Annotated in this window: 25 protein-coding genes; 13 read left to right on the top strand and 12 right to left on the bottom strand. The window is 72.6% G+C overall.

The window, feature by feature from the left end; translation table 11 throughout:
- The first annotated feature begins 71 nt into the window (after positions 1 to 71).
- Entirely contained in the window at positions 72 to 305 is a 234-nt protein-coding gene (locus tag ACWCQM_RS21250) for a DUF1049 domain-containing protein (RefSeq protein ID WP_450916725.1), read from the top strand.
- A 52-nt stretch (positions 306 to 357) separates the two neighbouring features.
- On the opposite strand, the gene ACWCQM_RS21245 is transcribed toward ACWCQM_RS21250, so the two are convergent.
- Entirely contained in the window at positions 358 to 981 is a 624-nt protein-coding gene (locus ACWCQM_RS21245) for a TetR/AcrR family transcriptional regulator (protein WP_450916724.1), read from the bottom strand.
- 194 nt (positions 982 to 1,175) lie between these two features.
- Between ACWCQM_RS21245 and ACWCQM_RS21240 the strand changes: the two genes are divergently transcribed.
- Genes ACWCQM_RS21240 through ACWCQM_RS21230 form a run of 3 tightly spaced genes read left to right on the top strand, consistent with a single transcriptional unit; the run spans position 1,176 to position 4,115 of the window.
- A complete protein-coding gene (locus tag ACWCQM_RS21240; RefSeq protein ID WP_450916723.1) occupies positions 1,176 to 2,141 on the top strand; it encodes a CPBP family intramembrane glutamic endopeptidase in 966 nt (321 codons plus the stop codon).
- A gap of 57 nt (positions 2,142 to 2,198) precedes the next feature.
- Entirely contained in the window at positions 2,199 to 3,422 is a 1,224-nt protein-coding gene (locus ACWCQM_RS21235; protein ID WP_450916870.1) for a sensor histidine kinase, read from the top strand.
- 3 nt (positions 3,423 to 3,425) lie between these two features.
- Complete coding sequence (locus tag ACWCQM_RS21230) at positions 3,426 to 4,115, top strand: response regulator (RefSeq protein WP_450916722.1); 690 nt, start codon at positions 3,426 to 3,428, stop codon at positions 4,113 to 4,115.
- A gap of 77 nt (positions 4,116 to 4,192) precedes the next feature.
- On the opposite strand, the gene ACWCQM_RS21225 is transcribed toward ACWCQM_RS21230, so the two are convergent.
- Both ACWCQM_RS21225 and ACWCQM_RS21220 read right to left on the bottom strand, forming a co-directional pair.
- Entirely contained in the window at positions 4,193 to 5,395 is a 1,203-nt protein-coding gene (locus ACWCQM_RS21225) for a macrolide family glycosyltransferase (protein ID WP_450916721.1), read from the bottom strand.
- A 58-nt stretch (positions 5,396 to 5,453) separates the two neighbouring features.
- Positions 5,454 to 6,107 (bottom strand): CatB-related O-acetyltransferase, encoded by a 654-nt coding sequence (locus tag ACWCQM_RS21220; RefSeq protein WP_450916720.1) that lies wholly within the window; start codon positions 6,105 to 6,107, stop codon positions 5,454 to 5,456.
- A 99-nt stretch (positions 6,108 to 6,206) separates the two neighbouring features.
- On the opposite strand from ACWCQM_RS21220, the gene ACWCQM_RS21215 reads away from it, so the two are divergent.
- Positions 6,207 to 6,821, top strand: coding sequence for a TetR/AcrR family transcriptional regulator (locus ACWCQM_RS21215; protein ID WP_450916719.1), 615 nt, complete (start codon positions 6,207 to 6,209; stop codon positions 6,819 to 6,821).
- 20 nt (positions 6,822 to 6,841) lie between these two features.
- On the opposite strand, the gene ACWCQM_RS21210 is transcribed toward ACWCQM_RS21215, so the two are convergent.
- Positions 6,842 to 7,408 carry a TetR/AcrR family transcriptional regulator gene (locus ACWCQM_RS21210; protein ID WP_450916718.1) on the bottom strand — a complete coding sequence of 189 codons (567 nt, stop codon included), beginning with the start codon at positions 7,406 to 7,408 and terminating at the stop codon, positions 6,842 to 6,844.
- A gap of 160 nt (positions 7,409 to 7,568) precedes the next feature.
- Between ACWCQM_RS21210 and ACWCQM_RS21205 the strand changes: the two genes are divergently transcribed.
- Positions 7,569 to 9,038, top strand: a complete 1,470-nt coding sequence (locus ACWCQM_RS21205) for an MFS transporter (protein ID WP_450916717.1) — start codon at positions 7,569 to 7,571, stop codon at positions 9,036 to 9,038.
- 164 nt (positions 9,039 to 9,202) lie between these two features.
- Entirely contained in the window at positions 9,203 to 10,102 is a 900-nt protein-coding gene (locus ACWCQM_RS21200; protein ID WP_450916716.1) for an arginase family protein, read from the top strand.
- Between the two features lie 40 nt (positions 10,103 to 10,142).
- Here the strand turns inward: ACWCQM_RS21200 and ACWCQM_RS21195 are convergent, their stop codons facing one another.
- From ACWCQM_RS21195 to ACWCQM_RS21185, 3 genes are all read right to left on the bottom strand, one after another.
- Positions 10,143 to 10,496 carry a VOC family protein gene (locus ACWCQM_RS21195; protein WP_267078236.1) on the bottom strand — a complete coding sequence of 118 codons (354 nt, stop codon included), beginning with the start codon at positions 10,494 to 10,496 and terminating at the stop codon, positions 10,143 to 10,145.
- 60 nt (positions 10,497 to 10,556) lie between these two features.
- A complete protein-coding gene (locus tag ACWCQM_RS21190; protein WP_450916715.1) occupies positions 10,557 to 11,366 on the bottom strand; it encodes a methyltransferase domain-containing protein in 810 nt (269 codons plus the stop codon).
- 100 nt (positions 11,367 to 11,466) lie between these two features.
- Positions 11,467 to 12,963 carry a phosphatase PAP2 family protein gene (locus ACWCQM_RS21185; protein WP_450916714.1) on the bottom strand — a complete coding sequence of 499 codons (1,497 nt, stop codon included), beginning with the start codon at positions 12,961 to 12,963 and terminating at the stop codon, positions 11,467 to 11,469.
- 214 nt (positions 12,964 to 13,177) lie between these two features.
- On the opposite strand from ACWCQM_RS21185, the gene ACWCQM_RS21180 reads away from it, so the two are divergent.
- The 4 genes from ACWCQM_RS21180 (at position 13,178) to ACWCQM_RS21165 (ending at position 17,230) form a co-directional block, all read left to right on the top strand.
- Positions 13,178 to 13,951 (top strand): IclR family transcriptional regulator, encoded by a 774-nt coding sequence (locus tag ACWCQM_RS21180; protein ID WP_073748792.1) that lies wholly within the window; start codon positions 13,178 to 13,180, stop codon positions 13,949 to 13,951.
- Entirely contained in the window at positions 13,948 to 14,793 is an 846-nt protein-coding gene (locus ACWCQM_RS21175) for an SMP-30/gluconolactonase/LRE family protein (RefSeq protein ID WP_450916713.1), read from the top strand. The genes ACWCQM_RS21180 and ACWCQM_RS21175 overlap by 4 nt, the downstream gene beginning before the upstream one ends.
- Before the next feature lie 115 nt (positions 14,794 to 14,908).
- Entirely contained in the window at positions 14,909 to 16,135 is a 1,227-nt protein-coding gene (locus ACWCQM_RS21170; RefSeq protein ID WP_450916712.1) for an aminotransferase class I/II-fold pyridoxal phosphate-dependent enzyme, read from the top strand.
- A 69-nt stretch (positions 16,136 to 16,204) separates the two neighbouring features.
- Positions 16,205 to 17,230: an MBL fold metallo-hydrolase gene (locus tag ACWCQM_RS21165; protein WP_450916711.1), complete on the top strand. Its 1,026-nt coding sequence runs from the start codon at positions 16,205 to 16,207 to the stop codon at positions 17,228 to 17,230.
- A 26-nt stretch (positions 17,231 to 17,256) separates the two neighbouring features.
- Here ACWCQM_RS21165 and ACWCQM_RS21160 read toward each other — a convergent pair whose 3' ends face one another.
- Positions 17,257 to 17,877, bottom strand: a complete 621-nt coding sequence (locus ACWCQM_RS21160; RefSeq protein WP_450916710.1) for a DedA family protein — start codon at positions 17,875 to 17,877, stop codon at positions 17,257 to 17,259.
- Positions 17,874 to 18,650, bottom strand: coding sequence for an MBL fold metallo-hydrolase (locus ACWCQM_RS21155; protein WP_450916709.1), 777 nt, complete (start codon positions 18,648 to 18,650; stop codon positions 17,874 to 17,876). The genes ACWCQM_RS21160 and ACWCQM_RS21155 overlap by 4 nt, the downstream gene beginning before the upstream one ends.
- Before the next feature lie 179 nt (positions 18,651 to 18,829).
- Here ACWCQM_RS21155 and ACWCQM_RS21150 point away from each other — a divergent pair, with 179 nt between their 5' ends.
- A complete protein-coding gene (locus ACWCQM_RS21150; protein WP_073748798.1) occupies positions 18,830 to 19,246 on the top strand; it encodes a hypothetical protein in 417 nt (138 codons plus the stop codon).
- Positions 19,247 to 19,348: 102 nt separating this feature from the next.
- Positions 19,349 to 21,661, top strand: coding sequence for an alkaline phosphatase family protein (locus tag ACWCQM_RS21145; RefSeq protein ID WP_450916708.1), 2,313 nt, complete (start codon positions 19,349 to 19,351; stop codon positions 21,659 to 21,661).
- 34 nt (positions 21,662 to 21,695) lie between these two features.
- On the opposite strand, the gene ACWCQM_RS21140 is transcribed toward ACWCQM_RS21145, so the two are convergent.
- From ACWCQM_RS21140 to ACWCQM_RS21130, 3 genes are all read right to left on the bottom strand, one after another.
- Positions 21,696 to 22,748, bottom strand: coding sequence for a LacI family DNA-binding transcriptional regulator (locus tag ACWCQM_RS21140; RefSeq protein WP_450916707.1), 1,053 nt, complete (start codon positions 22,746 to 22,748; stop codon positions 21,696 to 21,698).
- 7 nt (positions 22,749 to 22,755) lie between these two features.
- Positions 22,756 to 23,361, bottom strand: a complete 606-nt coding sequence (locus ACWCQM_RS21135; RefSeq protein ID WP_450916706.1) for a DUF305 domain-containing protein — start codon at positions 23,359 to 23,361, stop codon at positions 22,756 to 22,758.
- A gap of 84 nt (positions 23,362 to 23,445) precedes the next feature.
- Complete coding sequence (locus tag ACWCQM_RS21130) at positions 23,446 to 24,381, bottom strand: DUF1996 domain-containing protein (protein ID WP_450916705.1); 936 nt, start codon at positions 24,379 to 24,381, stop codon at positions 23,446 to 23,448.
- Positions 24,382 to 24,585: the final 204 nt, after the last annotated feature.

The following is a 24,585-nucleotide window of genomic DNA, read 5'->3' as shown; positions in this document are numbered from 1 at the left end:
GGAGGCATCCTGAGGTCCGGGGACCGCCGGTTCCCGGTCCCGTGGACCAGGACCCAGCGAAAGGGCCGCTCATGAGCCCCAAGGACGTATCCAGCGGCAGTACGAACGCGTTCACCCCCGCTCGGATCGCCGTCACGGTCCTGGCGATCCTGACGATCGTCTTCATCTGTGTGAACACCCAGGACGTCACCATCCGCGTCATCATCCCCAAGGTCACGATGCCCCTCTGGGCCGCGCTGCTGGGGGTCTTCGTGGCCGGCGGGCTCTGCGGCGCCTACCTGTTCCGCAGGCGGGCGAACCGGTAGGGGCACCCTCTCGCGGCGGATCGCGCCGCACGGGCCGTGACCGTCCCGGCCGTCACCCGGCCGGCTCCCGGGAGAGCGGCCAGCTGAGCAGGGCGGCGTCCGCCATCTCCTGGAGGTCGTCGCGGCCGATGCCGCTCGCGGCCTGCACGGCGATGCCGAAGGCCAGGGTGGTGACATAGCGGGCGAGCAGTCCAGGATCGGCCTCCGGAGGCAGTTCGCCGTCGTCGACGGCCTGCTGGAACCGGTCGCGGAGCTGACGGCAGCCGTTGGTGCGCCAGGCGGAGAGCAGGTCGCGGACCGCCTTCCCGGAGTCGCCGGTGGCCAGGGCGCCCTGGACGCCGAGGCATCCCTGGGGGTGGGCCGGCCGGGTGGTGGTCCGTACGGTGCCGGCCAGGACCGCGGCGGCCACGCCGAGGGCGGTCGGCTCCTCCAGGGCCCGGGCGAGGTAGGCGCTGGGACCTTCGGTGTAGCGGTCCAGGGCCTTGCGGAACAGCTCCTCCTTGTTCCCGAAGGCCGCGTACATGCTGGTGGTCGAGATGCCCATCGCCTCGGTCAGGCCTGCCAGGCCGGCGCCCTCGTAGCCGTGTTCCCAGAAGAACAGCATGGCGCGTTCGAGAGCCTCTTCGGCGTCGAATCCCCGGGGCCGGCCGATGGAGCCGCGCTGTCTGGTAGCCACCCACGGAGCCTACCTCTTCCGCATCGATCGCTGCGGAAGAGGTGGGGGACCGGCGGGAGGACACCGCCGCGCTGTGCGCATCCCCCATGAGAGCTACCGGCTCCGTCCGCTCGCGGGTGAATCGCGGAGGCAGCGGAGTTCCTAGCGTGGTCGTCGGGTCGCCATCGGGGCGGCCGACCACCAAGGGGGCCACGATGAACACCTCATCCACCACACGCCACGGGGCGGGCCACGACCGGCTCGCGGACGGTCCGAGTGACACCCGCAGTCCGAGCGACGTCTCCGGTCCGGGCGACGTCTCCGGTCCGGGCGACGTCTCCGGTCCGGGTGATGCCTCAGGTCCGGGCCGCGGCCGCCTCGGCCGGATACTCGGCTCGCCGCTCGGCTGGATGCTGATCGGAATGCTCGGCGTCGGCGCCGTCTCGGCTGCGACCGCGACCGGCCCCGGACCGGTCCCGGTCCTGGGAGCGGCCGTCGCCGTGGCTGTCTACTGGGCGGTCATGCGCTTCGTGGCCCGGCGGTCCACGCCGGAGATCGCCCGGCGCGGGGCCGTGCGCGAGGCGCTCCTCGGCGGCGGGGTCGGCCTGGGCTTCATCCTCGTGTCCGCCCTGGTGATCGCGGCGTTCGGAGGCTACTCGTTCTCCTGGGCCGGCAACGGCTTCTTCCCCGTCCTGACGTCCGCGGTCGCCGTCCAGGCGGGCGCGGCGGTCACCGAGGAGCTGATGTTCCGCGGCCTCGCCCTCCAGGCCCTGGAGCGGTTGTTCGGCAGTGGTGCCGCCGTCGCGATCACCGCGCTGATGTTCGGTGCCGCGCACCTGGCCAACCCCGGTGCCACCGTGTGGAGCGGACTGGCGATCGCCATCGAGGCGGGCGCGCTGCTCGGAGCGGCTTTCCTGTGGCGGCGCAGCATGTGGTTCGTCGTAGGCCTGCACTTCGCCTGGAACGCCACCGAGCAGTTGCTCGGCATCCCCGTCTCGGGCAACGCCGTCGAGGGGCTGCTGTCCGTGCACGTCAGCGGTTCCGGCCTGCTGACCGGCGGCGTTTTCAGTCTGGAGGCGTCGATCGTTACCGTCCTCATCGGTGTGGCGCTGGTGATCCCGATGTTCGTCCTCGCCCACCGGCGGGGCGGTCTGCTGCCCCGTCGGCGCGTCGCCCGCTGAGCCCTGCGCGTGGCACCCCTCCCGGCTGACCGGAACGGAACGGAGACGGACGTGTTGATGCTCAGGTGGTCGCGGAGACCATCGCTGCCGCCGAGGCCACTTGTGTGGCTGACGGACCGTCAGCAGGACGTCAGGGACGGCGGTCTCGCGCTGGTGCTCGCCGTGCTGGCCTTCCTACCGACCCTGTCGCAGATCGGTGCGCAGATCGGCGAACTGCCCGGTCGCCCGTCGAGCCCGCTGAGCATCGGACTGACCCTGGCGCAGACCCTGCCGCTCGCGGTACGTACCCGGTGGCCCGCGGCCTGTCTCGCCGTCGTCGGCTGTGCCTTCGCGGTGCATCAGGCACTGGGCTGTCCCGCGACGTTCGGGAGCGTCGGGCTCTACGCGGCCCTGTACTCCGCCGGAGCCCACCAGACCTCCTTCCGTCGCGCGCTCGCCGCCGCCGCGAGCGCGGGCTACGCGGTGCTGGCCGTCGTCCTGCACCGCCTGGGCTCACCGGAGCGGATTGCCGACTACCTCGCGTTCTCCCTGTTCCTGGCCGGGGTCTGGCTGGTGGGCACCGGCGTACGCAAGCGTCGGGCGGAGGAGGCCGAACGGCGGAGGCTGGCCGCCGAGGTGGCCGCGGACGCCGAGCGCGCACGCATCGCGCGTGAACTGCACGACGTGGTGACGCACCATGTGACGGCCATGGTGGTCCAGGCCGACGCGGCGCAGTTCCTGCTCACGTCCGCGCCGGAACGGGCCGGTGAGGGCCTGACAGCCGTCAGCGACACCGGCCGCCGGGCGCTCACCGAACTGCGGCATCTGCTCGGAGTGCTGGAGGCCACCGGTCGGTCCGCCTCCGCCTCCGAATCCGCGGACCGGGCGCCCACCCTGGGAAAGGTGGCGGACCTGGTCGAGCGGGCCCGCATGTCGGGCCAGCCCGTCGAGTTCATCGAGCGGGGCGGGCGGCGGACGCGGAGCGTCGACGTGGAACTGGCCGCGTACCGCGTGGTGCAGGAGGCGCTCACCAACGCGATGAAGCACGCGGCCGGACGGCGGACACAGGTCCTGGTCCGGCACGGCGACGAACGCATCGAGATCGAGGTGGCCACCGAAGGGGCCGACTCCTCCTCGGCGGCCGCGCCGGCGACCCGGCACGAGGGCCCTGGCGGCGGACGAGGGCTGACCGGGCTGCGTGAACGGGTGCGGATGCTCGATGGTGAACTGGAGGCCGGGCCCCGTCCCGACGGCGGGTTCCATGTCCGTGCCGTGATACCCGCCCAGTCCGCGCAGGAGTGACCCATGAGTGATGCGCCGCCGATCCGCGTACTCGTCTGCGACGACCAGGCGTTGGTGCGCACCGGCTATGTCACCATCTTCTCGTCCCAGCCCGACCTGGAGGTCGTCGGGGAGGCCGAGAACGGGCACGCCGCGGTCCAGGCCGCGCGTCAACTGCGCCCCGATGTGGTCGTGATGGACATCCGGATGCCTCTGCTCGACGGCATCGAGGCGACCCGCCTGCTGGCCGGTCCCGACGCGGTGGCGCCACCGAAGGTGCTGGTCGTCACCACCTTCAACGTCGACGCCTACGTCTACGACGCGTTCCGGGCCGGAGCGAGCGGCTTCCTCCTCAAGGACTCGCCCCCTGCCGAACTGGTGGGCGGGATACGGACGGTCGCCGGGGGCGAGGCACTGCTGGCTCCGGCCGTCACCCGGCACCTCATCGGCCACTTCGCCGAACGGCTGCGCCCTGCGGACACCTCCCGGCCGGCCAGGGAGGAAGTCGTGGGTGCGCTGACCGTCCGCGAGCTGGAGGCACTCCGGCTGATCGCCGAGGGGCTGTCGAACGCGGAGATCGCCGCGGCGATGTTCATCACGCCCGAGACGGTGAAGACGTATGTGTCGCGGATCCTGACCAAACTAGGTCTCCGCGACCGTGTCCAGGCCGTCGTCCTCGCCCACCGGATCGGCCTGGTGTCCGCCACCTCCTGAGCCGTCGTGATCTCAGGAAGCCGCCACCGCGGTTCCGTTCGCGGTGCGCCGTTGCGCGTCCGGCGCGGAGGCGGCGTTCAGCGCCCGGTGCCCTCTGCGGCGGTCAGCACGTCCTCGATCAGGTCGGCAGCGCGCCGGGTGCCGCCCTCGGCCCGCGCTGCGGCCTGCAACTGCCGTGACCTGGTGGCGCGTTCCGGATCCGTGACCAGGTCGGTCAGTGCCGTGCGCAGAGACTCGGCGGTGGCATCGGCGGTGTCCAGGCGCCGCGCGACGCCGAGTTCCACGAGCCGGTCGGCGTTCATGAACTGCTCGGCCCCCTGCGGCACGGCGATCATGGGAACGCCCGCGAGGAGCCCTTCGCCGCAGCCGCCCATGCCGGCATGGGTGACGAAGGCGTCGGCCTGTTCCAGGATCGCCCGTTGCGGGACCCAGGACTGCACGTCGACGTTGGACGGGATGGTGCCGAGTTCGGCGGGGTCGGTGTACGCGCCGATCTGGAGTACGACGTGCCAGCCGCGCAGACCGCCGAAGGCGGCGATGCACCGGCGGTAGAACGCGGCCTGGCGTGTGTACGCCGAGCCGAGCGAGACCAGGAGCACCTTGTCCGCGCCTGCCGGGCGGGTCCAGCCGTCTGTGTCCACGTCCGTCCGGGTGTCGAAGCAGGGGCCGACAAAGGTCACGGTATCGGTGTCGACCCGGTCGGCATGCGGCTGCATCGCTCTCGGGATCAGGGCGAGGGCGCGGGCGGGTGGGCCGGAGAACGTGTCCACGTCCGTGGTGGTCGCACCGCAGTCGGCCAGCCACCGCGCGAACCTGTCCTGGTACACGTCGGCGCCCGGCAGCTTCCGCAGATGCGCCGCGACCTCCTCCTGGTAGCCGTCCCAGCCGACGAAGGTCGGGGAGAGCTGCACGAGGGGGCGGCCCTGCGCCTCGGCGAGGGCGCGCGCGGCGTAGGCGCCGATGTCGTAGAGGTACAGGTCGGCCGGATCGTCGTCGTAGGCTGCGTGCAGGTGCGGGAGCGCCTGGACGGCGTCGTCGAGGAAGAGGCTTGCCGCCGCGATGGGGTCGGCGGGCCAGTCGTTGTCGGCGACCGGCAACGTGGAGGTGCAGGACACCAGTTCCGCTCCGGTGGACTCGATCCGGTCGGCCACGCACGGGTCGTTGGCGTACGTGACCCGGTGCCCACGGGCCACCAGCTCACGGATGAGCGCGAGGCTCGGCAGGACATGACTGACGATCGGGACGCCGACCATGGCGACATGGGCGCGGTGACGGGGCATGGGCGATCACTCGATTCCGGCGCGGGGCGGGTGCGGGCGGCGTGGTGAGGACGCGGTGTCAGGACCGGTCGATCTGCGCGGCGGCCTCCTCCAGTTCGGTGACGGACCCCGTCATGATCGTCCGTACATGGCGGGTGATGTGCCCCACGGGCCAGTCCCACCACGCCACCGCGAGGAGCCGGGCGATGTCCGGGGCGTCGTAGCGGGTGCGGATGAGCCGGGCGGGGTTGCCGCCGACGATGCCGTAGTCGGGGACGTCGCCGGTGACCACGGCGCCGGCGGCGATGATCGCGCCGTGACCGATGCGCACACCGGGCATGACCGTGACGCCGTGGCCGAACCACACGTCGTTGCCGACGACCGTGTCCCCCCGGCCGGGCAGGCCGGTGATCAGGTCGAAGTGCTCCGCCCAGGAGCCATCCATGGTGGGGAACGGGAAGGTGGAAGGGCCGTCCATGCGGTGGTTGGCGCCGTTCATGATGAACCGGGTGCCCGTCCCCAGCGCGCAGTAGCGGCCGATGACCAGCCGCTCGGGGCCGTAGTGGTACAGGACGTTGCGCGTCTCGAACGCGGTCGGGTCGTCCGGATCGTCGTAGTAGGAGAAGTCACCGACCTCGATCAGCGGCGACCTCACCAACGGCTTGAGGAGGACCACGCGCGGGTGCTCGGGCATCGGGTGGAGCACGGTGGGGTCGGCGGGAACGGGCGTCATCGCGGAAGCGGTTCCTCTCCAGTGGACCTAGAGCGACAACTGTCGCGTTAGGATGCTGGCACAGCCCTGCCGCCTTGATCAACCCGAAATCGAAGGCCGATGACAGACTCACCGGACACGACGCCGGACCGCCGTCCCGGCGGTCGCACCGCCCGCGTCCGCGCCCAGGTGCTCGACGCGGTGCGCGCCGAACTCGCCGAAGGCGGTCACGAAGCACTCACGATGGAGGGGGTCGCGACGCGCGCCGGAGTGCACCGCGCCACGGTCTACCGGCGCTGGCGCGATGTCGGCGGTCTGCTCGTCGACCTCATCGACGCCGCCGGTGAGATCGACTGGCAGCCGCCGGACACCGGTTCCCTGCGCGGCGATCTGACGGCCCTCAACCAGGAGATCCAGGAATCGCTGGTCGTGCAGCCGTCGTTCGCCGTCGCGCTGATGGCGGCCTCATTCCACTCGGAACAGGCCGCGCGGGCCCAGACGCGGCTGTGGGCCGACCGGTACGCCCAGTGCGAGATCCTCGTCGAGCGCGCCGTCGAGCGCGGTGAAATCCCCGCACGGCACACGGACGCGCGGAGCCTGCTCGTCGCCGCCACGGCCCCGCTCTACCACCAGCTGGTGCTCCTGCGCGACGCTCCGGACCCCGGGCTCCCACGACGGGCCGCGGAGGCCGCGTTCCTGGCGGCTGCCGCGGGCGCCTTCCGCTCCTCGGCCTGATCCGCACGGGAGGCCCCGGGTCACAGCAGCCGGTCGACCAGCCCGTCGATGTACTCCGGGGTGAGCGGGACCATGCCGAACAGGACGCGGATGTACATCGGGGCCAGGATGTGGTCCAGCACGCCGTACGCGTCGGGCGCGCGCTCGCCGCGTTCTACGGCGCGATCCAGCATGGACTGCAGTTGCCGCATGCGCTCGTCGCGAAGGCCGTCACCGGCCTGCGGGCCCTTCCCGCCGTTGCCGGACAGGGCGACGGCCAGGCGTACCACCGCCACGCCGTCGGGTCCGGTGATCTCGCGGGCCACATTGGCCGCGTAGGTGCGCAGGTCACCGGCGAGGCTCCCGGTGTCCGGCATTGGTGACCGCGCGTTGAGACGGGTGAGCGCCACTTCGGTGAGCAAGGTCTCCAGACTGCCCCACCGGCGGTAGATGCTGCTGTCGGCCACACCCGCGCGGGCCGCGACCTCGCCGACGGTGAAGTTGCCGTAGCCGCGCTCACTGATCAGGTCGGTGACGGCCTGGTGCACCTCCGCGCCCACCCGGGCGCTGCGCCCGCCTGGCCGCCGGGCGCGCTCTCGCTCATTCATGGCCCCACCTTAACGCAGTAACTACTTGCGTTTGCGGGGCGACCCTCTCTACAGTCGCCTAACGCAGTCGCTGACTGCTTTAGTGCGCTCAGGCGTATCGCCACCCGCGTCACCGCGTGGGCCGCGGGCCGGGCGCGACCATCGATCGAGAGGAACCCCCATGGCTGCACCGCATGCGGCCGCAGGCAGTCGGTCACACCGGACCGTGCTGCTCACGGTGACCTGCCTGGGCCAATTCATGGTTCTGCTCGACAACACGATCGTCGGAGCCGCGCTGCCCGACATGCAGCAGCGGCTGCACACCGAACTGACCGGTCTGCAGTGGATCGTCGACGCGTACGTACTCCTGGTCGCGATGCTGCTGCTGGCCGGAGGGATCTTCGCCGACCGGTTCGGCCGCAAGCGGGTGTTCCTGGCCGGCGTGATGGTCTTCACCGCCGCGTCGGTGTGGTGCAGCCTCGCGCCCTCGGTCGGCTGGCTGGTCGCCGGCCGGGTGCTGCAGGGCATCGGGGCCGCGGCACTGAGCCCCGCCTCGCTGGCCCTGCTCGCCGCCGCCCATCCCGTGCCACAGGAACGGGTCAGGGCGATCGGACTGTGGGCCGGACTCAGCGGAATCGGACTGGCCGCGGGGCCCGTGGCCGGCGGAGTGCTGACCGATGCCTTCGGCTGGCAGGCCATCTTCCTGGTCAACCTGCCCATCGGCGTGGTCCTGCTGCTGCTCGGTCTGCGCAGCCTCGAAGAGGCACGCAGTCCGAGCGCCCCCGCGATCGACGTCCCGGGGACGGTGCTGTCCGTTCTGGGTGTGGGGGCGCTGACCTACGGGCTGATCGAGGGCGGTGCCCGCGGCTGGACGGCGCCGGTGATCCTGGGCAGCTTCATCGCCGCGGTGGTCCTGCTCGCCGCATTCGTCGCCGTCGAAGCGCGTCGTCCCGCTCCGATGCTGCCGTTGCGGCTGTTCCGGCAGCGGCTGTTCACGGTGTCCAACACCGCCATGGTCGTGGTGGGGTTCGCGCTCATGGGTTCGTCGTTCTTCTTCTCCCAGTTCTTCGTGTACGTCCAGGGCAGCTCGGTCCTGCGCGCCGGCCTGCAGACCCTGCCGGCCTCCCTCGCCATGGTGATCGTCAGCCCGTACGCGGGCCGGCTCGCCGCCCGGTACGGCTTCCGGATCGTGGTGACCGTCGGCATGGCGCTGGCCGGCCTGGGACTGCTGGCGCTCGGCACGGTGCACGCCGACACCGGCTACGGGAACGTGTGGTGGCGGATGGCGGTTGTCGGCACCGGCTTCGCCCTCACCCTGTCCCCACTGACGGGGGCCGCCATGCAAGCGGTCAGCGCGCAGGAGGGCGGCCTCGCGTCAGGCATCAGCAGCACCACCCGGCAGATCGGCGCGGTGCTCGGCGTGGCGGTGCTCGGAGCCGTCGTCCGCACCCGGCAGTCCGGCGGCGCCTCCTTCGAGACCGGCCTCAACAGCGCCTTCGTCGCGGCGGGCGCCCTCACCTTGGCCGGCGCCGTTTTCACCGGCCTGTGGCTGACGAGGTCCGAGCCCACCGAGGGCTCCGTCCCGCCCCGGCGATCCACCGATCCGGACCTGGCCACCGCCTCGAACGGGGCCTCCGCGAAGAGCCGTTGACGACGACCGGCGCCCGGCCGGAAGGCGGGCCGGTCAGGTGCGCCGTCGCCGCGCAGGACGTCGGCGCGGTCGTCCGGGTACGGCGGACACGGCCCCGGCCGGGGAACGGGTGAGTTCCGCCGACACGGAGACACACCCGGCCGGGGGCGGTGAGGATGGGACGCATGCGTACTCGTGTGGTCATCGACGCCCCCTCCAACCTCGGGCTGCGGCCTCCCGCCCCCGGCACCGTGCCCGGCTGCTACAAGCTCGCCGGAGCGCTCCGTGAGCAGGGCATCGTGCGGCGGCTCAGAGCTCTGGAGGGCGGGGTCGTCGTACCGCCGCGTTACGACCTCGGTGACTGGCGGGAGGGCGACGGGGTCTTCAACGCCGCCGCCATCGCCCGGTACACCCGCACGCTCGCCGACCGCATCGAACAACATGTCAGGGCGGGCGAATTTCCCGTAGTCCTCGGGGGAGACTGCTCCATCCAGCTCGGCGCCACCCTCGCGCTGCGGCGCATCGGCCGGTACGGTCTCGCCGCCGTCGACGGCTCGGCGGACTTCCGGCACCCCGGGAACAGCGACCGGATCGGCGCCGCGGGCGGCGAGGAGCTGGCGCTCTCCACCGGGCGCGGACAGGCCGACCTCACCGACCTGGAGGGCCTCGGGCCCTATCTCAAGGACGAGGACATCCGCCTCTTCGGCATGCGCGACTACGACGAGGACCGCGCCGAGATGGCCGCCCTGAAGATCTCCAACGCGACCGTCGGGGAGATCAGGGAGTGGGGTCCCGCCGAGATCGCCCGCGCCGCGGTGCTCAGCCTGGAGGTCCCCGTCCTCGACGGCTTCTGGGTCCACCTCGACGCCGACGTCCTCGACCCGGGCGTGATGCCCGCCGTCGACAGCCCGGACGAGGGCGGGCTGTTCCCCGGTGAACTCACCACGCTGCTGCGCGTCCTCGTCGGCTCGCCCCGCTGCGTCGGACTCAACGTCACGATCTACGACCCCGACCTGGACCCCGACGCCTCGGCGGGCGCCCTGCTCGCGGACATCGTCGTCGACGCCTTCGCCGAGGAGGAGTGACGGGACGGGGAGCGATACCGACGGAACGGCGGACCGGCTGTCAGGCAGGGACGTTGCGGTCCACGTACTCGAAGACCGAGCCGTCCGGGTGCAGCGCGATCAGATTGCGGCCCGCCGGGGTGGGCACCGGGCCGGCGATGACCCGGGCACCCACCCGGGTCAGCGCCGCGTGTGCCTCCTCGACGTCCTTGACCGCGATCGTCGCCGACACCTTGCGCAGCACCTCCAGCTCCGACTCGGGGCCGCTCATCAGCAGGAAGCAGCCGATCGCGGCCACCGAGACCCCGCCGCGCTCGAAGCGCAGTGCCGGAGTGCTGGTCAGGCCCTCGTAGAAGGCCACCGAGGCCTCCAGGTCGTCGACGCAGATACGCAGCGTGGTTCCCAGGATTTCCATGCGTACGAGGGTAGTTGCCGACCAGCCGTGATGTGATCGGTTCCCCGCCCCGCCACCGGATCACACCCGGCAGAGCACCTCGCCGTGCGGCACCATGAACCATCCGTCGGGCTCCCGGCCCCACGCGCGCCAGGCCTCCGCGATCGCCGTCAGCTCCTCCGCGCTCGCGTGCCCGCCGTCGACCGCCAGCTCGGCGTAGACCGATGCCGTGGTGCGGTCCGCCCACAGGCCGCTCCACCAGGCGCGGTTCTCCGGGGTGGCGAAGCACCAGGCCGCCGCGGTCGGGGTGATGTCGGTGAACCCGGCCTCGCGGGCCCAGGAGAGCAGTCGGCGGCCCGCGTCCGGCTCGCCGCCGTTGGCGCGGGCCACCCGGCCGTAGAGGTCCTGCCACTGCGGCATCCCGGGCACCTCCGGATACCAGGTCATCGCCGCGTAGTCGCTGTCGCGGGCCGCGACGACGCCCCCGGGACGGCAGACCCGCCGCATCTCGCGCAGCGCCTGGACCGGATCGCTCACGTGCTGGAGCACCTGATGGGCGTGGACCACGTCGAAGGAGTCGTCCGGGAAGTCCAGGGAGTGGACATCGGCGGTGGCGAACTCCACGTTGTCCAGACCGCGTTCACGCGCCACCTCCGCCGCGCGCTCCAGCACGTCACCGCTCGAGTCGACCGCGGTCACCCGGCCCGGAGCGATGAGCCCGGCGAGGTCCGCGGTGATCGTGCCCGGCCCGCACCCGACGTCCAGGACCGCCTGGCCGGGCCGGAGTTCAGCGATCAGGTAGGCCGCAGAGTTGGCGGCGGTCCGCCACCGGTGCGAGCGCAGCACCGACTCGTGGTGGCCGTGGGTGTAGACAGCGGATTCCTTCGGCATGGCCGTACGTCCTCTCTCGGACCTCAGTCTCAGGCGATGCGCTCGACGGTACGCCGTGATGTCGGATGATGAGATAGGCGTCTCAATATGTGGTCATGGGTCAGACGGGCATGGGGCAGTACACCGTCAGCGCCTCGGGCAGCTTGTCGATCAGCAACTCGTCTCCGGAGTGCGCCACTTCACCGTCGTAGGCGTACGGAGTCCCCGGCTTGAGGCCGGAGAGCCGCACCTTGCGGCGGCGCACCGCAGCATGGACGGGTGACCGGGTCAGGGGTCCGGCGACCGCCGCTGCCAGCAGCCGGAGTCCGGGTGTGCGGCCCCCGTGCACCACGCGTACGTCCAGCAGTCCGTCCGCCAGATTGTGGCGGCGACCCGGCGCCGGACCGACCCGCTGGAACAGTCCGTTGCCCACGAAGAGCAGCCACAACGGCCGCCGCCTGCCCTGGAGTTCGGCCGTCAGGGGGCGTGAACCGCGCAGCGCCTCGAAGGCCGCGAGAACCCCTGCGGGCCATCCGCCGATCCTGGGGGACCAGTGCTCCCGGGTCCGTACGAGCTCCGGGTAGACGCCCAGGCTGAAGGCGTTGAGGAAGTATCCGTCCGCGCCGCCCGGCCCCTGGGGTCCCGGCCGGAAGCGGCCCAGGTCGACCCGGACCGCGTCGCCCGAGGTGATCGCCGTCACCGTGTCCTGCACGGTCTCGATGCCGAGGTCGTACGCGAAGTGGTTGAGGGTCCCGCCGGGGAACACGGCGAGCGGCAGACCGTGGGTCGCCGCGACGGCCGCCGCCATGTTGACGGTGCCGTCACCCCCGCAGATGCCCAGGGCCTTGCCCTGCCGTGCCGCCTCCTCCAGGCAGCCGGACAGATCGGAGGACGCGCACTCCACCGTCTCAGCGAGCGGCAGTGCGTCGCGGATCAAGGTCGCCGCCGCGGTCGCGGAGCCCGACTCCCGGTTGACTACCACCACCAGGTCCTTGCCGGCCGGCAGTGCCGGAGCCTCGGCGGGCGGGCGGCCGGGGGCGGGCAGCTGGCCACGGGTCGGTACGACGCCCCGCAGCGCGAAGGCGGCCCCTATGCCGAGCGCCGCACCGGCCACCACATCGCTCGGATAGTGGACCCCCGTGTAGACGCGGGACGCGGCGACGGCCGCCGCCACCGGTGCGACGACCGCGCCCCAGCCCTTCGACTCCAGGGCGACGCCCGTAGCGAAGGCTGCCGCGGACGCCGCGTGCCCCGAAGGGAAGGAGGTGGTGAACGGCTGCCGGTGCAGCTGTCTCACCATCGGCACCAGGTCCAGTATCGGGCGCTCCCTGCGCACCGCGCCCTTGCCCACGGTGTTGATCGCGGCGGACGCGACGGCCAGCGAGGCGATGCCGCGCAGCGCGGCCCTGCGGGACCGGGCGCTGCCGCCCAGGGCCGCCATGCCCGCGGCGGCCCCGAACCACAGCAGCCCGTGGTTGGCACTGCGGCTCAGCCGGGGAAGGACGGGCTCGGCGCCCGGCCAGTGTCTGTCGGCCACGCGCTGGAACGCGGCAAGGTCGCGCTGGTGGAACCAGGCCCGCAGGCGGCCGGGAGATGGGAAGCTGCTCGATGTCGACATGGGACAGCGAATACCCTGCGACCGGGCGGTGAACCAGGAGGCGCGCACGGACGGCGTCGACAGATCCGGCCGAATCGCGAAATATATGGGGAATTACCCCCTGTCCGCCCGCTCCGGCCTGTCAAGGGCGTTGCCCGGACAAGTTCCCTGCCGTTAGCCTGCGTTCGTGATTCCGGTCATTGGCCGGAGTGTCGAACGAGATTGGCGGGCGATCATGGGGCGACTCGTCCCTGCGGTGACCAGGGCGCTGGATGTTCTCGAACTCTTCCTCCAGGGTGAGGGAACCCTTTCCGCCCCCGAGGTCACCCGCAAGCTCCAACTTCCGCGGACCACGGTCCACGAGCTGCTCACCACCCTCGCCGCGCGCTCCTACCTGGTCACGGTCCCGGAGCAGCCGGGCCGCTACCGCCTCGGCGTGCGCACGTACCAGCTCGGCAGCCGGTACGCCGAGAAGCTCGACCTCGCGGCCGAGGGCCAGCAGGTCGCCAGGGAGGTCGCCGAGACCTGTGGCGAGACGGTCCATGTGGCGATCCTGGAGGGCACCGAGGTCATCTACATCGCCAAGGTGGACTCCACGCACGCCGTCCGCATGGTCTCGGCCGCCGGCCGCAAGCTGCCCGCCCACTGCACCTCCGTCGGCAAGCTGCTGCTCGCCGCGCTCCCCGAGGCGGAGCTCGACGCCCGCCTCGACGGACGCGAGCTCGTCGCCATGACCGACAACAGCCTCACCGACGCGGCGGAGCTGCGGGCGGCGCTCGCGGTCGTACGCAAGCGGGGCATAGCGGTCGAGCACCGGGAGTCCAACCCCGACGTGAGCTGTGTGGCCGCGCCCGTGCGCGACCGGTCCGGCAGGGTCGTCGCCGCGCTCTCCATCTCCGTGCCGATGATCCGCTGGAGCGAGGAGCGCGAGGCGGAGCTCGCACAGCTCGCCTCGGGCGGCGCCGACGCGCTGTCCGGTCGGCTCGGACACCACCGGGGGCAGGTGTGAGTTCCCTGGAAGTGGCCGTGCGCGAGCAGGCCGAGCTGGGCGAGGGCCCCACCTGGGACGCGGCGGGGGAGCGGCTGATCTGGGTCGACATCCTCTCCGCACGCGTCCACACCTTCACCCCCGCGACGGGGCGGCGCACGGTCATGGCCACCGGACAGCACGTCGGCGCGGCGAAGCCGCGGGCGGGCGGCGGCCTCGTGGTCGTCCTTCGGGACGGCGTCGGGCTGTACGACGCCGACGGGGCCTTCTCCTGGCTGGCCCACGACCCCGTACCCGGCCGGCGGGGCAACGACGCGGCCGTGGCGCCCGACGGCGCGCTCTGGGCAGGCACCATGCGCTACGACGAGGCGGAGGGGGGCGGCAACCTGGCCCGCTTCGCCCCGGACGGCACGGTGACGGGCGTACTGGACGCGGTGACGGTCAGCAACGGCACCGGCTGGAGCCCGGACGGCCGGCTCATGTACTACACGGACACCCCCACACGGCGGATCGACGTCTTCGACGTGGACGGGGAGCGCGTCGTGAACCGTCGCCCCTTCACCGTCATCGAGGAGGGCTCCGGCTGGCCCGACGGGCTCACCGTGGACGCGGAGGGCTGCGTGTGGGCCGCCTTCTGGGACGGCGCCGCCGTCCGCCGCTACACCCCCGACGGGAAGCTGGACCGGGTCGTGGAACTGCCGGTGCCACGGCCCACCGCGTGCGCGTTCGGCGGTCCCGGGCTGCGTGACCTGTACATCTCCACCGCCCGTACGGGCCTGGACGCGCCGCCTCCGCTGGCGGGCTCCCTGCTCGTGCTGCCGGACGCGGGGCAGGGGCTGCCCGGCACGCCGTTCGCCGGATGAGCCCGCCCGGGCGGGAGGCGTATTTCCGCCGTCTCCCGCGCCGGTGCGGGGGCGGACCCCGGGGAACCTCCGTATAAAGGGCCCTGAGGGACACGCAGGCGGAGGGAGGCCCGGGATGCACGGGAGCGAACACCCGCTCAGGGAGGACCGCGGCCCGGTGCGCTACGGGCCGCCCGCCCCCGACCCCGGCCTCCCTGTGCTGCCCGAGCTCGCCGCCGTACTCGCGGCCGCCGCCGCGCGGCCCCGTCCCGAGCCGCCCGGTGGAGGAACGATCCTGCGGGAAGCCGCCCGCGCCTACTGGGAGCGGCGGAGCCTGCGGGGCGGCCCCGAGGACATCGTGGCCGCCCCGGGCGCCCAGCCCCTCGTGTTCGCGCTGATCGCCGCGTACGGCGGCGATGTGATCATGCCGAGGCCCTGCCCCGCCGGCTGGATGCCGCAGGCGCGGCTGCTCGGCCGGCCCGCCTACCACGTGCCGACCCCCGCCGAGTGCGGCGGCATCCCCGACCCGTACGCCCTGCTGGAGACCGTGCGCAGGGTGCGGGCCGAGGGCGGCAGACCCCGGCTGCTGCTGATCTCGGTGGCCGACGACCCCACCGCGACCCTCGCCCCGCCGGAGCTGGTCCGCGAGGCCTGCGAGGCCGCGGTCTCCGAAGGGCTGCACATCGTCAGCGACGAGACCTGGCGCGACACCCTGCACCGACCGCACGACACGGTCGTGCTCAGCCCTGCCGAGATGTGCCCCGACGACGTCACCGTGGTCACCGATCTGGCGGGGGCGCTCACCCCCTCCGCCTGGCCGGTCGCCGTCGCACGCTTCCCGGCCACCGCGCGCGCCGCCGCCCGGCGGGCCCGCGTGCTGGACATCCTCACCGCGCTCGGTGCCGTCGTCGCGGAACCGGTCGCCAGGGCCGCCGCCCACGCGCTGCGCGAGCCCGAAGCCGTCACGGACCGGATCCGCCTGGCGGCGGGCCTCCAGTCCGAGGTCGCCTCCGCAGCGCACCGCGCGGTGCTCACCGCGGGTGCGCTGGCCAGGCCGCCGCAGGCGGGCCGCCACCTCTACGCCGACCTCGGCCCGCTGCGCACCCGGCTCGCCGCGCGGGGGGTGACGGACTCTTTGGAACTGGAGGAGTACCTGTCGGAACGCCTCGGTGCCCCCGCTCCCGGCGGGCACCGGTTCGGGGACGAACTGGGCGCGCTGCGGGTGCGGCTGAGCACCGGCCCGCTGCTCGGCTCAACCCCGGAGCAGCAGATGGAGTCCCTCACTGCGGTGGAGCCCCTGAAATTGCCCCATGTCGCCCGAGCACTGAGCATTTTCGCAGCAGCCCTCGACGAACTCCGATGACAGCAGCAGCCCTCGACGAACTCCGGGACAGCAGCAGCCCTCGATGAACTCCGGGACAGGAGCCTCTCGATGACGGAACAGACCGAGCGCCCCCAGGCCGCGGCCGGCCCCGCGCCCACGGGCCGCCGAGCCGCCGCGCCGCGCCGCCTCGGCGAGCTCCGGACCTGGCCCCGCAGTTTCGCCGACCGGCTCACCGCCCCGCTTCCGGGTGTCAGGGGCATGACCCGTCTGGCGAAGGAGCGCGCGCTCCGGCCCAACGCCGAGGGCCTCCGTGGCATCCACCGGCTGCCCTACGCCCCCCGGCCGCTGCCCCGGGTGGACACGGACACCACGGCCGTCACGTGGGCGGGACACGCCAGCTGGATCGTCCGCATCGGGGGTCTCACCGTCCTCACCGACCCGGTCTGGTCGCGGCGCATCCTCGGCACCCCCGCCAGGATCACCCCCGTCGGCGTCCGCTGGGAGGAGCTTCCACGCATCGACGCCGTCCTGATCAGCCACAACCACTACGATCACCTCGACGCGCCCACGCTCCGCCGGCTCCCCAGGGACACCCCGCTCCTCGTCCCCGCCGGACTCGGCCGCTGGTGCCGCCGACGCCGCTTCACCTGCGTCACCGAGCTCGACTGGTGGGAATCGGTGGAACTGGGCGGAGTCCGCTTCGATTTCGTGCCCTCCCACCACTGGTCCAAGCGCACCCTGCTGGACACCTGCCGGTCCCTCTGGGGCGGCTGGGTGCTCACGGACTCCAGGGAACGGCGGATCTACTTCGCGGGGGACACCGGCTACGGCCACTGGTTCGAGGAGATCGGCCGCCGCTACCCCGGCCTCGACCTGGCCATGCTGCCGATCGGGGCGTACGAACCGCGCTGGTGGCTCTCGGACGTGCACACCGACCCCGAGGAGGCCGTGCAGGCGTACCAGGACCTCGGGGCCCGCGCGATGGCTCCCATGCACTGGGCGACGTTCCTGCTCTCCGCCGAACCGGTGCTCGAACCGCTCACCAGGCTCCGTACGGCGTGGCAGCGCGCCGGACTCCCGCGCGCCGACCTCTGGGACCTGCCGGTCGGCGGCTCCCGGGTCCTGGACGCCTGACCGTGTCCGGCCGGCGCACCGGTCCCTCAGCCGGCCATCCGTGCCCGGAGCCGCCTCCAGAGCGCGGGCGCCCCGCTGACCAGCAGCGTCAGCGCGACCGCCGCGAGCACTCCCTCCCACGGCTCGGCGAACAGCGAACCGCCCAGGATCCCGATCAGTTGATACGTCGCCGCCCACGCCAGACACGCGGGCACATCACCCCGGGCGAACTGCCGCAACGGCATCCGGCCGAGCAGGCAGGCCAGCATGACCGGTATGCGCCCGGCGGGCACCAGCCGGGACAGCACCAGCACCACCGTGCCGTGCTCGTCCAGCTTCTGCCGCGCCTGCGCCAGGCGCTCGGGAGCCGCCCGGCTGCTGATCGCCTCCAGCCACTTCGACCCGTTCTTGGACCGCACCCCGCGCTGCCCCAGCCAGTACAGGCATATGTCCCCCAGGAACGCGGCGCCCGAGGCCACCGCGAACACCACGAGCAGGGCGAACGGTGACGTCTGGTGGACCGCCACCACGGCCGCCGTACTCACCAGGGCACCCGTCGGCACCACCGGCACCAGTGACCCCAGCGCCACCAGCAGGAACAGCGACGGATAGCCGACGGCCTGCTGGGTCGACTCCGTCGGCAGCTGCCGCAGCACCTCATCGATCACTTACGGGCCTCCGGCCTCACATGCTCGCCGTGCCCCAGCCGGTGCACCGCCACCTCCGGTGCCATCCGCGCCGCCTGCCGTACGAACTCGTCGCCCGGCGAGTGGAACTCGTGCGGCCGGACCCCGTCCATCCCGATCGGCCAGTACGTGCCGTAGTGCACCGGCACCGCGGACCGCGGCCCCAGCATGGTCAGCGCCTGCGCGGCGCGCGCCGCGTCCAGATGGTGGTGGCCCAGATTGGGCCCCCAGCCGCCGACCGGCAGCAGCGCCACGTCCACCGGCCCCACCGCGTCCGCCATGCCGTCGAAGAGTCCGGTGTCCCCGGCGAAATAGGTGCGGGCCTCGCCCTCGACCACGTAACCGAGCGCGGGCACCCGGCGCGGGCCGACCGGCAGCCGCCGCCCGTCGTGGAGGGCCGGAACCGCGCGGACCAGGACCTCACCGACCGGGACCACGTCCCCCGGGCCGACCTCGGCGACCCGCAGTCCGCGCGCCCGGCGCAGCAGCCGCAGTCCGGGTACCGCCGCCACCGCGCCCCGGGGCACGATCAGCAGGCTGCCGGGGGCGAGGCGGGCCAGGGAGGGGAGGTGCAGATGGTCGGAGTGCAGATGGGAGATCAGGACCGCGTCGGCGACCGCCGCCTCGGGCGGCGGTACCTCGCCCCGGCGGCGGCGCAGATGCGCGAAGCGCCGCGCGAACAGCGGATCGGTCAGCACCCGGACCCCGGTGTCCTCGATCGTGCAGGTGGCATGACCCCACCAGGTGACCTCCACCGCCCTGCCTCCTCGCACACGCCCCCGTCATCCCTCTACGCGTACGAGGGTAGGCGGTCCGCGCCCCTCCCACGCCCGAGTGCTCCTTTCCGCCGGTCCCCGGACGGATACGCGCGACTACACAGGGCTACGCCAAGGGTAGGGTCGTGGAGAGCAGCCGAGCGCGGGGGGAGCCGTTCATGGGGGACGTCGTCGGGGACGTACGGGTGGCGGCCATCGCCAGCCTCACACCACTGGAAGAGCTCGACGGTGACCCCTTCCTCGTCGACACCCGCAGCCAGCACGCCATGTGCGCACGCTGGGCCGCCGACCAGGGATACGTCGTCACCCGCCAGCTGCGCGTGTACGGGCTGCGACCCGACCACCACGCCCTGTGGGCCGGAGCCGAGGGCGGACAGGTCGACGTGTTCGTGGCCCCCAACGACCGGGTGCTCGCCAGGGCGCTCGTCTCCGTGCCGGACTTCGCCGCCGAGTGCGAGCGGCGCGGCGTCCGGCTGGAGCTCGCCGGCCTGGAGGAGCCCGTCTACACCGCGCGCACCAAGGCCAGCGTCCACCGCAGGCTCTCCATGCCGACCGCGGGGTACGACGGCTGCTGACGGCGTGCGGGTGTCCGGGGCGCCGATGGATGCCGTAAAGGCTGTGACAGGCTTGACGCGGGCCCATGACGAACACCGGGCCCGGACGTGAGGTGGAACGGCGTGAGTGACGGGCGATGGCGTACGGCGGGCAGAGCGCTGGTACGCGTGGTCTCGGTATGGGCGGTCTCCACGCTCACGATGCTGGCCCTCGCGGGCATCCTGCCCGACTTCCAGCTCCAGTCGGACGACGGCGACACCGTCACCAGGACCGCCTTCACCGCGGCCTGGGGCGCGGGCGCCTTCGGCCTGCTCTCCGCCCTGGTGTGGCCCGTGCTCGTCAGAGCGCTGCTCATCGTGCCCGCTCTCGTGCTGGGCGCCCTGGTCTTCTTCCTCAACGGCTCACTGCTGCTCATCGCCCTGCGGCTCATCCCGGACGGCCGGGGCGCCGCCAACGCGGAGACCGCCGTGGTCGTGGCGGCCGTCATGTCGGCCGTCGCCTCCGCGACCTCCACCTCCCTCGCGGTCGGTGACGACGACGCCTACCGGCGCAGGCTCTCCCGCCTCGCGGACCGCCGCCGCAGACGCAGCGGCACGCCGGGCAGTACGGAGGGAGGCCGTGGCGGCCCGCCCGGCATGGTGTTCGTCCAGCTCGACGGTGTCGGCCACGACGTGCTGGAGAAGGCGGCGGCCGACGGCATCATGCCGACCGTGGCGGGGCTGCTGGCCGACGAGGCGGGCCACCGGCTCACCCCGTGGACCACCGACTGGTCCAGCCAGACGGGCGCCAGCCAGCTCGGCATCCTGCACGGCAGCAACTTCGACGTGCCGGCCTTCCGCTGGTACGAGAAGGAGAGCGGCACCGTCATGGTCTCCAGCAGACCGGCGAGCGCCCTCGAACTCCAGCGCAGGGCCATCGCCCGCACCCGTGACGGCGGCCTGCTCACCGTCGACGGCGCGAGCCGCGGCAACCTCTTCAGCGGCGGCGCCGACCAGCTCGCCCTGGTCCTGTCGATGGCGGCCAGGCTCGGGAAGGGCCGCCGCTCACGGGCCGGCTACTTCGCCTACTTCTCCGACCCGGCCAACGCCGTCCGCACCGCGCTGTCCTTCGTCGCCGAGGTGGTCCGCGAGGTGGGTCAGTCCACCCGCGCCCGGCTCCGCAAGGAGTCGCCCCGGGTCAAGCGCGGCGGCCTGTACCCCTTCATCCGGGCGTTCGCGACCGTCGTGGAGCGCGATGTGGTGGTCGCAGCCGTGATCGGCGACATGTTCGCGGGACGCACCGCGGTCTACGCCGACCTGGTCGCCTACGACGAGGTCGCCCACCACTCCGGGCCGGACAGCAGGGACGCGCAGAAGGTCCTGGCGCGCCTCGACCGCTCGCTGGGCCTCATGATGAAGATCGCGGACCACACCCCGCGCGACTACCGCGTCGTGCTGCTGTCCGACCACGGCCAGAGCCCGGGGGAGACCTTCGCCGGGCGCTACGGCCTCACGCTCAAGGACCTCGTACGGGCCGGCTGCGGGCTGCCCGTACCCCGCAGGGCACAGCGGACCCGCAGCGCGTCCGAGGCACGTGACGCCGTGCGCATCGCGCTGCACAGGCCCGTCGACGGGGAGCAGGAGGCCGAGCACCCGGCGAAGCCGTCCGACCCGGTCGTGCTCGCCTCCGGGAACCTCGGGCTGCTGTCGTTCCCCGACATACAGGGGCGTGCCTCGCGCGAACAGCTGGACCGCCGCTACCCCGCACTGCTGGACACGCTCGCCGCCCATCCGGGGATCGGCTTCCTGCTCGTGCGCAGCCAGAAGCACGGGTCCGTGGTGCTGGGCCGGGACGGGGCGGAGGTCCCGGTGGCGGAGCTCAGGGACGGCGAGGGGCCGCTCGCCGTCTTCGGCGCCGGTGCCGCCGACGCGGTCCGCCGGACCGACTCCTTCCCGCACGTGGCGGACGTGATGGTCAACTCGATGTACGACCCGGAGACCGGCCGGGTGCACGCCTTCGAGGAGCAGATCGGCTCGCACGGCGGGCTCGGCGGCCAACAGTCCCGGCCGTTCCTGCTGTGGCCGCGCACGCTCACGGACCCGATGGACGCCGTGGCGGCGGAAGGTCCGGGGGAACCAACCACCGCGGGCCCGGTCGGGGCGGAGGCGGTGCACCGGGTGCTGGCGCACTGGCTGCGGGAGCTCTCGGGGCCGCAGGTGCCGCTGCGGCAGGAAGGCTTCCCAGGGTCGGTGCGGGCGGACGAACGCTTTCCTGAGGAGACCGCTCCGGACGGATACGTCCGTCTCACCGGAGCCGACCACGGCCTGAGCGACCTCGGCGTGAGCGGCCACGGCCTGAGCGACCTCGGCGTGAGCGACCACGGCCTGAGCGACCCCGGCGTGAGTGGCCCCGGCGTGCCCGGCTCCGGCGACGCGGTCCCCGGAGCGCGCGGCTGACGGCCCCGGGCGGAAGCCCCCGCCCCGGCAGGGGTCAGGCCGACTCGCGCCGTACCAGCGTCGGATGGAAGACCACCGACGGTTCGGGCAGACCGGGACGGCCGATCTGCTTCAGGAGGAGCCGGGCCATCTCGGAGGCCATCTCCTCCACCGGCTGCCGCACGGTCGTCAGCGGCGGATCGCAGGCCACCGCCGCGTTGCTGTCGTCGAATCCCACCACCGCGACATCCCCGGGCACATCCCTGCCCGCCCGCAGCAGCACCGGCAGGGCACCCAGCGCCATCAGGTCCGAGGCGACGAACACCGCGTCCAGATCGGGCCGTTCGCGCAGCAGCTGCCGCATCGCCGAGGCCCCGCCCGAGTGCGTGAAACCGCCCTCGGCGGTCGCCACGCCGCCGATCCCGTGCTGCTCCAGCGCGTCCAGGAAACCGGTCAGCCGTACCTGCCCGGCGGGCATGTCCTGCGGGCCCGTGATCGTCCCGATGCGCCGGCGCCCCAGCGCGGCCAGATGGTCGGCCGCCATCTGCGCCCCGGCCCGCTGGTCGGCCTCGACGTAGGTGAGCGGAGAGGGCTTTCGGGGGCGGCCCGCGAGCACGGCGGGCAGCCGGGTGTCGTGCAGCAGGCCGGGCAGCGGATCGTCGGCGTGCGAGGAGATCAGCACCACCCCGTCGACATGCCCCTGGCGCAGATACGACAGCAGCTGGTTGCGCGAGGCCTCGTCGTCGGCCAGCATCAGCACCATCTGGATACCGGCGGGGCGCAGCACGTCCATCAGCCCGCCGACCACGCGCCCGAAGTGCGGGTCGGAGAACATCCGGCCTATGAACGGCTCGGAGACGGGGCGCCGTTCACGCTCGGACACCACCAGGGCGATCGAGTCCGTCCGCCGGGTCACCAGCGAACGCGCCGCACGGTTGGGGACGTAGCCCGTGGTGGCCACCGCCTCCTCCACGACCCGCCGCAGCGCCGGGTCCACCGTCGTCGCACCGTTGATCACACGGGACACCGTGGCCCGCGAAACGCCCGCCACCGCGGCGACGTCCTCCAGGGTGGCGGGGCGTGCGGGCGGCGAGACATCGGCAGTCATGCAGTCTTTATACCGGGTGATCCGACCCGCAGGCGAAGGGTTCCGGCACGTCAGCGGCCTTGCCCGCGCACAGGCCGGCCAACTGCTCACCGCGCGCCGTCACGAGCTCCCGGGCCCGCGATCTGGCCTCCTCGGCGCTGCCCGCCGAAGTCTCGGACCGCGAGACCTGCGCCGACTGGCGCAGATGGTCGTGGATCTGCGTCACGAGAAGCCGGTCGAAGGCGGCTCCCCGGGCCGCTCGGGCGCGTACGAGATCCTCGGCCGTCACCATCCCGGGCATGTCGTGCCCCTTGTGCACATCGGTGTCCGGCAGCCCCATCCGGTCCCGCAGCGCTCGCAACGACGCCAGTTCGGTGGCATGGGCACTGTGCAGCCGGGCCGCCCAAAGACGCAGGTCCGGCCCGGTGGCCTTCCGTGCCGCGAGGTCCAGCAGAGCCATGGCCTGCTCGTCCATCGGGATCATCAGCTGGACCCACGCGGAGTCGGTCGGGTCCGCGGAAGCAGCGCCGGACGGCGCCGCCCGCGAGCTCTCCGGGTTCTCCCCTCCCTTCTGGGAGCACGCGGTCAGCAGGAAGATCAGGAGGATCACGGCTGTGGTGCGACGAGCCGGCATCGGAAGGAGCTCCTTGCTCCCGGGACGCCCGTCCGGGCCGCTCGGACCTGGACGGGCGCCTGTGGAAGGGGTAATGACGGAACGTCAGGGAGTGCCGTCAGCGCCGCACTTGATGATTGCGTTGATGCAGTCGCGGACCCGCTGCGCCATCTCCGCCTCGGGCCATACGTTGAAGAAGTCCCCGTGCATCGTGTATCCGCGTCCCGACGCCAGCCGGAAGCGGGCCGGATCGCCGTTGACCGGGTAGCGCAGGACCTGCCGCAGCTTGGGGACCGGGACGGGATGTGTCGACGGGCAGGCGCCGCCCACCGGATAGGCCATGTGGCTCTTGTGGTCGGCCGAATCCAGGTCCTTGCCGTTCCAGCACTGGGGGAAGTCCAGATAGCTCTCCATCATCGAGCCCGCCGGGCAGTTGACGAAGTCGTGGGACGGATCGACCTCGCCGTGGTGCAGGCACGACCAGCGGGAAATGGTGTTGTCGTCGGGGCCGGTCGCCTTCGCGTTGCCCGCGACGATCCGCAGCCCCCGGGGGAACGGCTTGATGGTGCGGATGATGTCGTCCCGCACGCCTTCGCCGAGGTAGTAGAACGTCGTGCCGGTCGGCTCCACCTCCCTGTCGCCGTCGTACAGGGTGGGAACCCAGTAGGCGGAGAGGTCGGTCACGGGCGCACAGCTGGTGCCGGCCTTCTCCAGGGACGTCAGATCCGAGTGGGCGTCGGTGGAGTCGTTGCCGAAGAAGCTGTGCATGTGCGAGGCGCCGGGCAGGTTGGGCAGGACGATCGGGTCGTCGGGCGCCCGGTGCGTGTAGGGGCATTCGGCGAGGAACTCGGCGACCCGGACCACGTCGGCAGCGGCCTTCGGCCCGCTCTTCGCGGCCGGGTCGCCGGCCGCGTTGCCCGTGGTGGCCTGGATGAGGGACAGGGTGAGCGCGGCGGCGGCGAGCCCCGCGATGCGATAGCGCCAGGGCGGCAGGGATCTGCGCCCGCCGTGGCCGGTCGTGCGTCGTCTGAGGAAGAGCACGGCACTCCTGTTCTGAGGAAGTGGGGTTCCTTCGGTTCCTTCGGCCGGTGCCCCGGACGAAGCGAGAGAGCGCTCTCTTCGAGAACGTAGAAGTGTGACGCAAGCATGTCAAGCCTCTGCGTCGCACCCTCAATTACCTGCTGGATGAACCAAGTTCGAGGTGCTCGATCATGGGAGAGCGCTCTCTTGAGCGCTCTCCGAAAA

Source organism: Streptomyces sp. NPDC002125 (assembly GCF_053593715.1).
The sequence above is the reverse complement of the archived record's forward strand: the minus strand, read 5'-3'. Positions and strand labels throughout refer to the sequence as shown.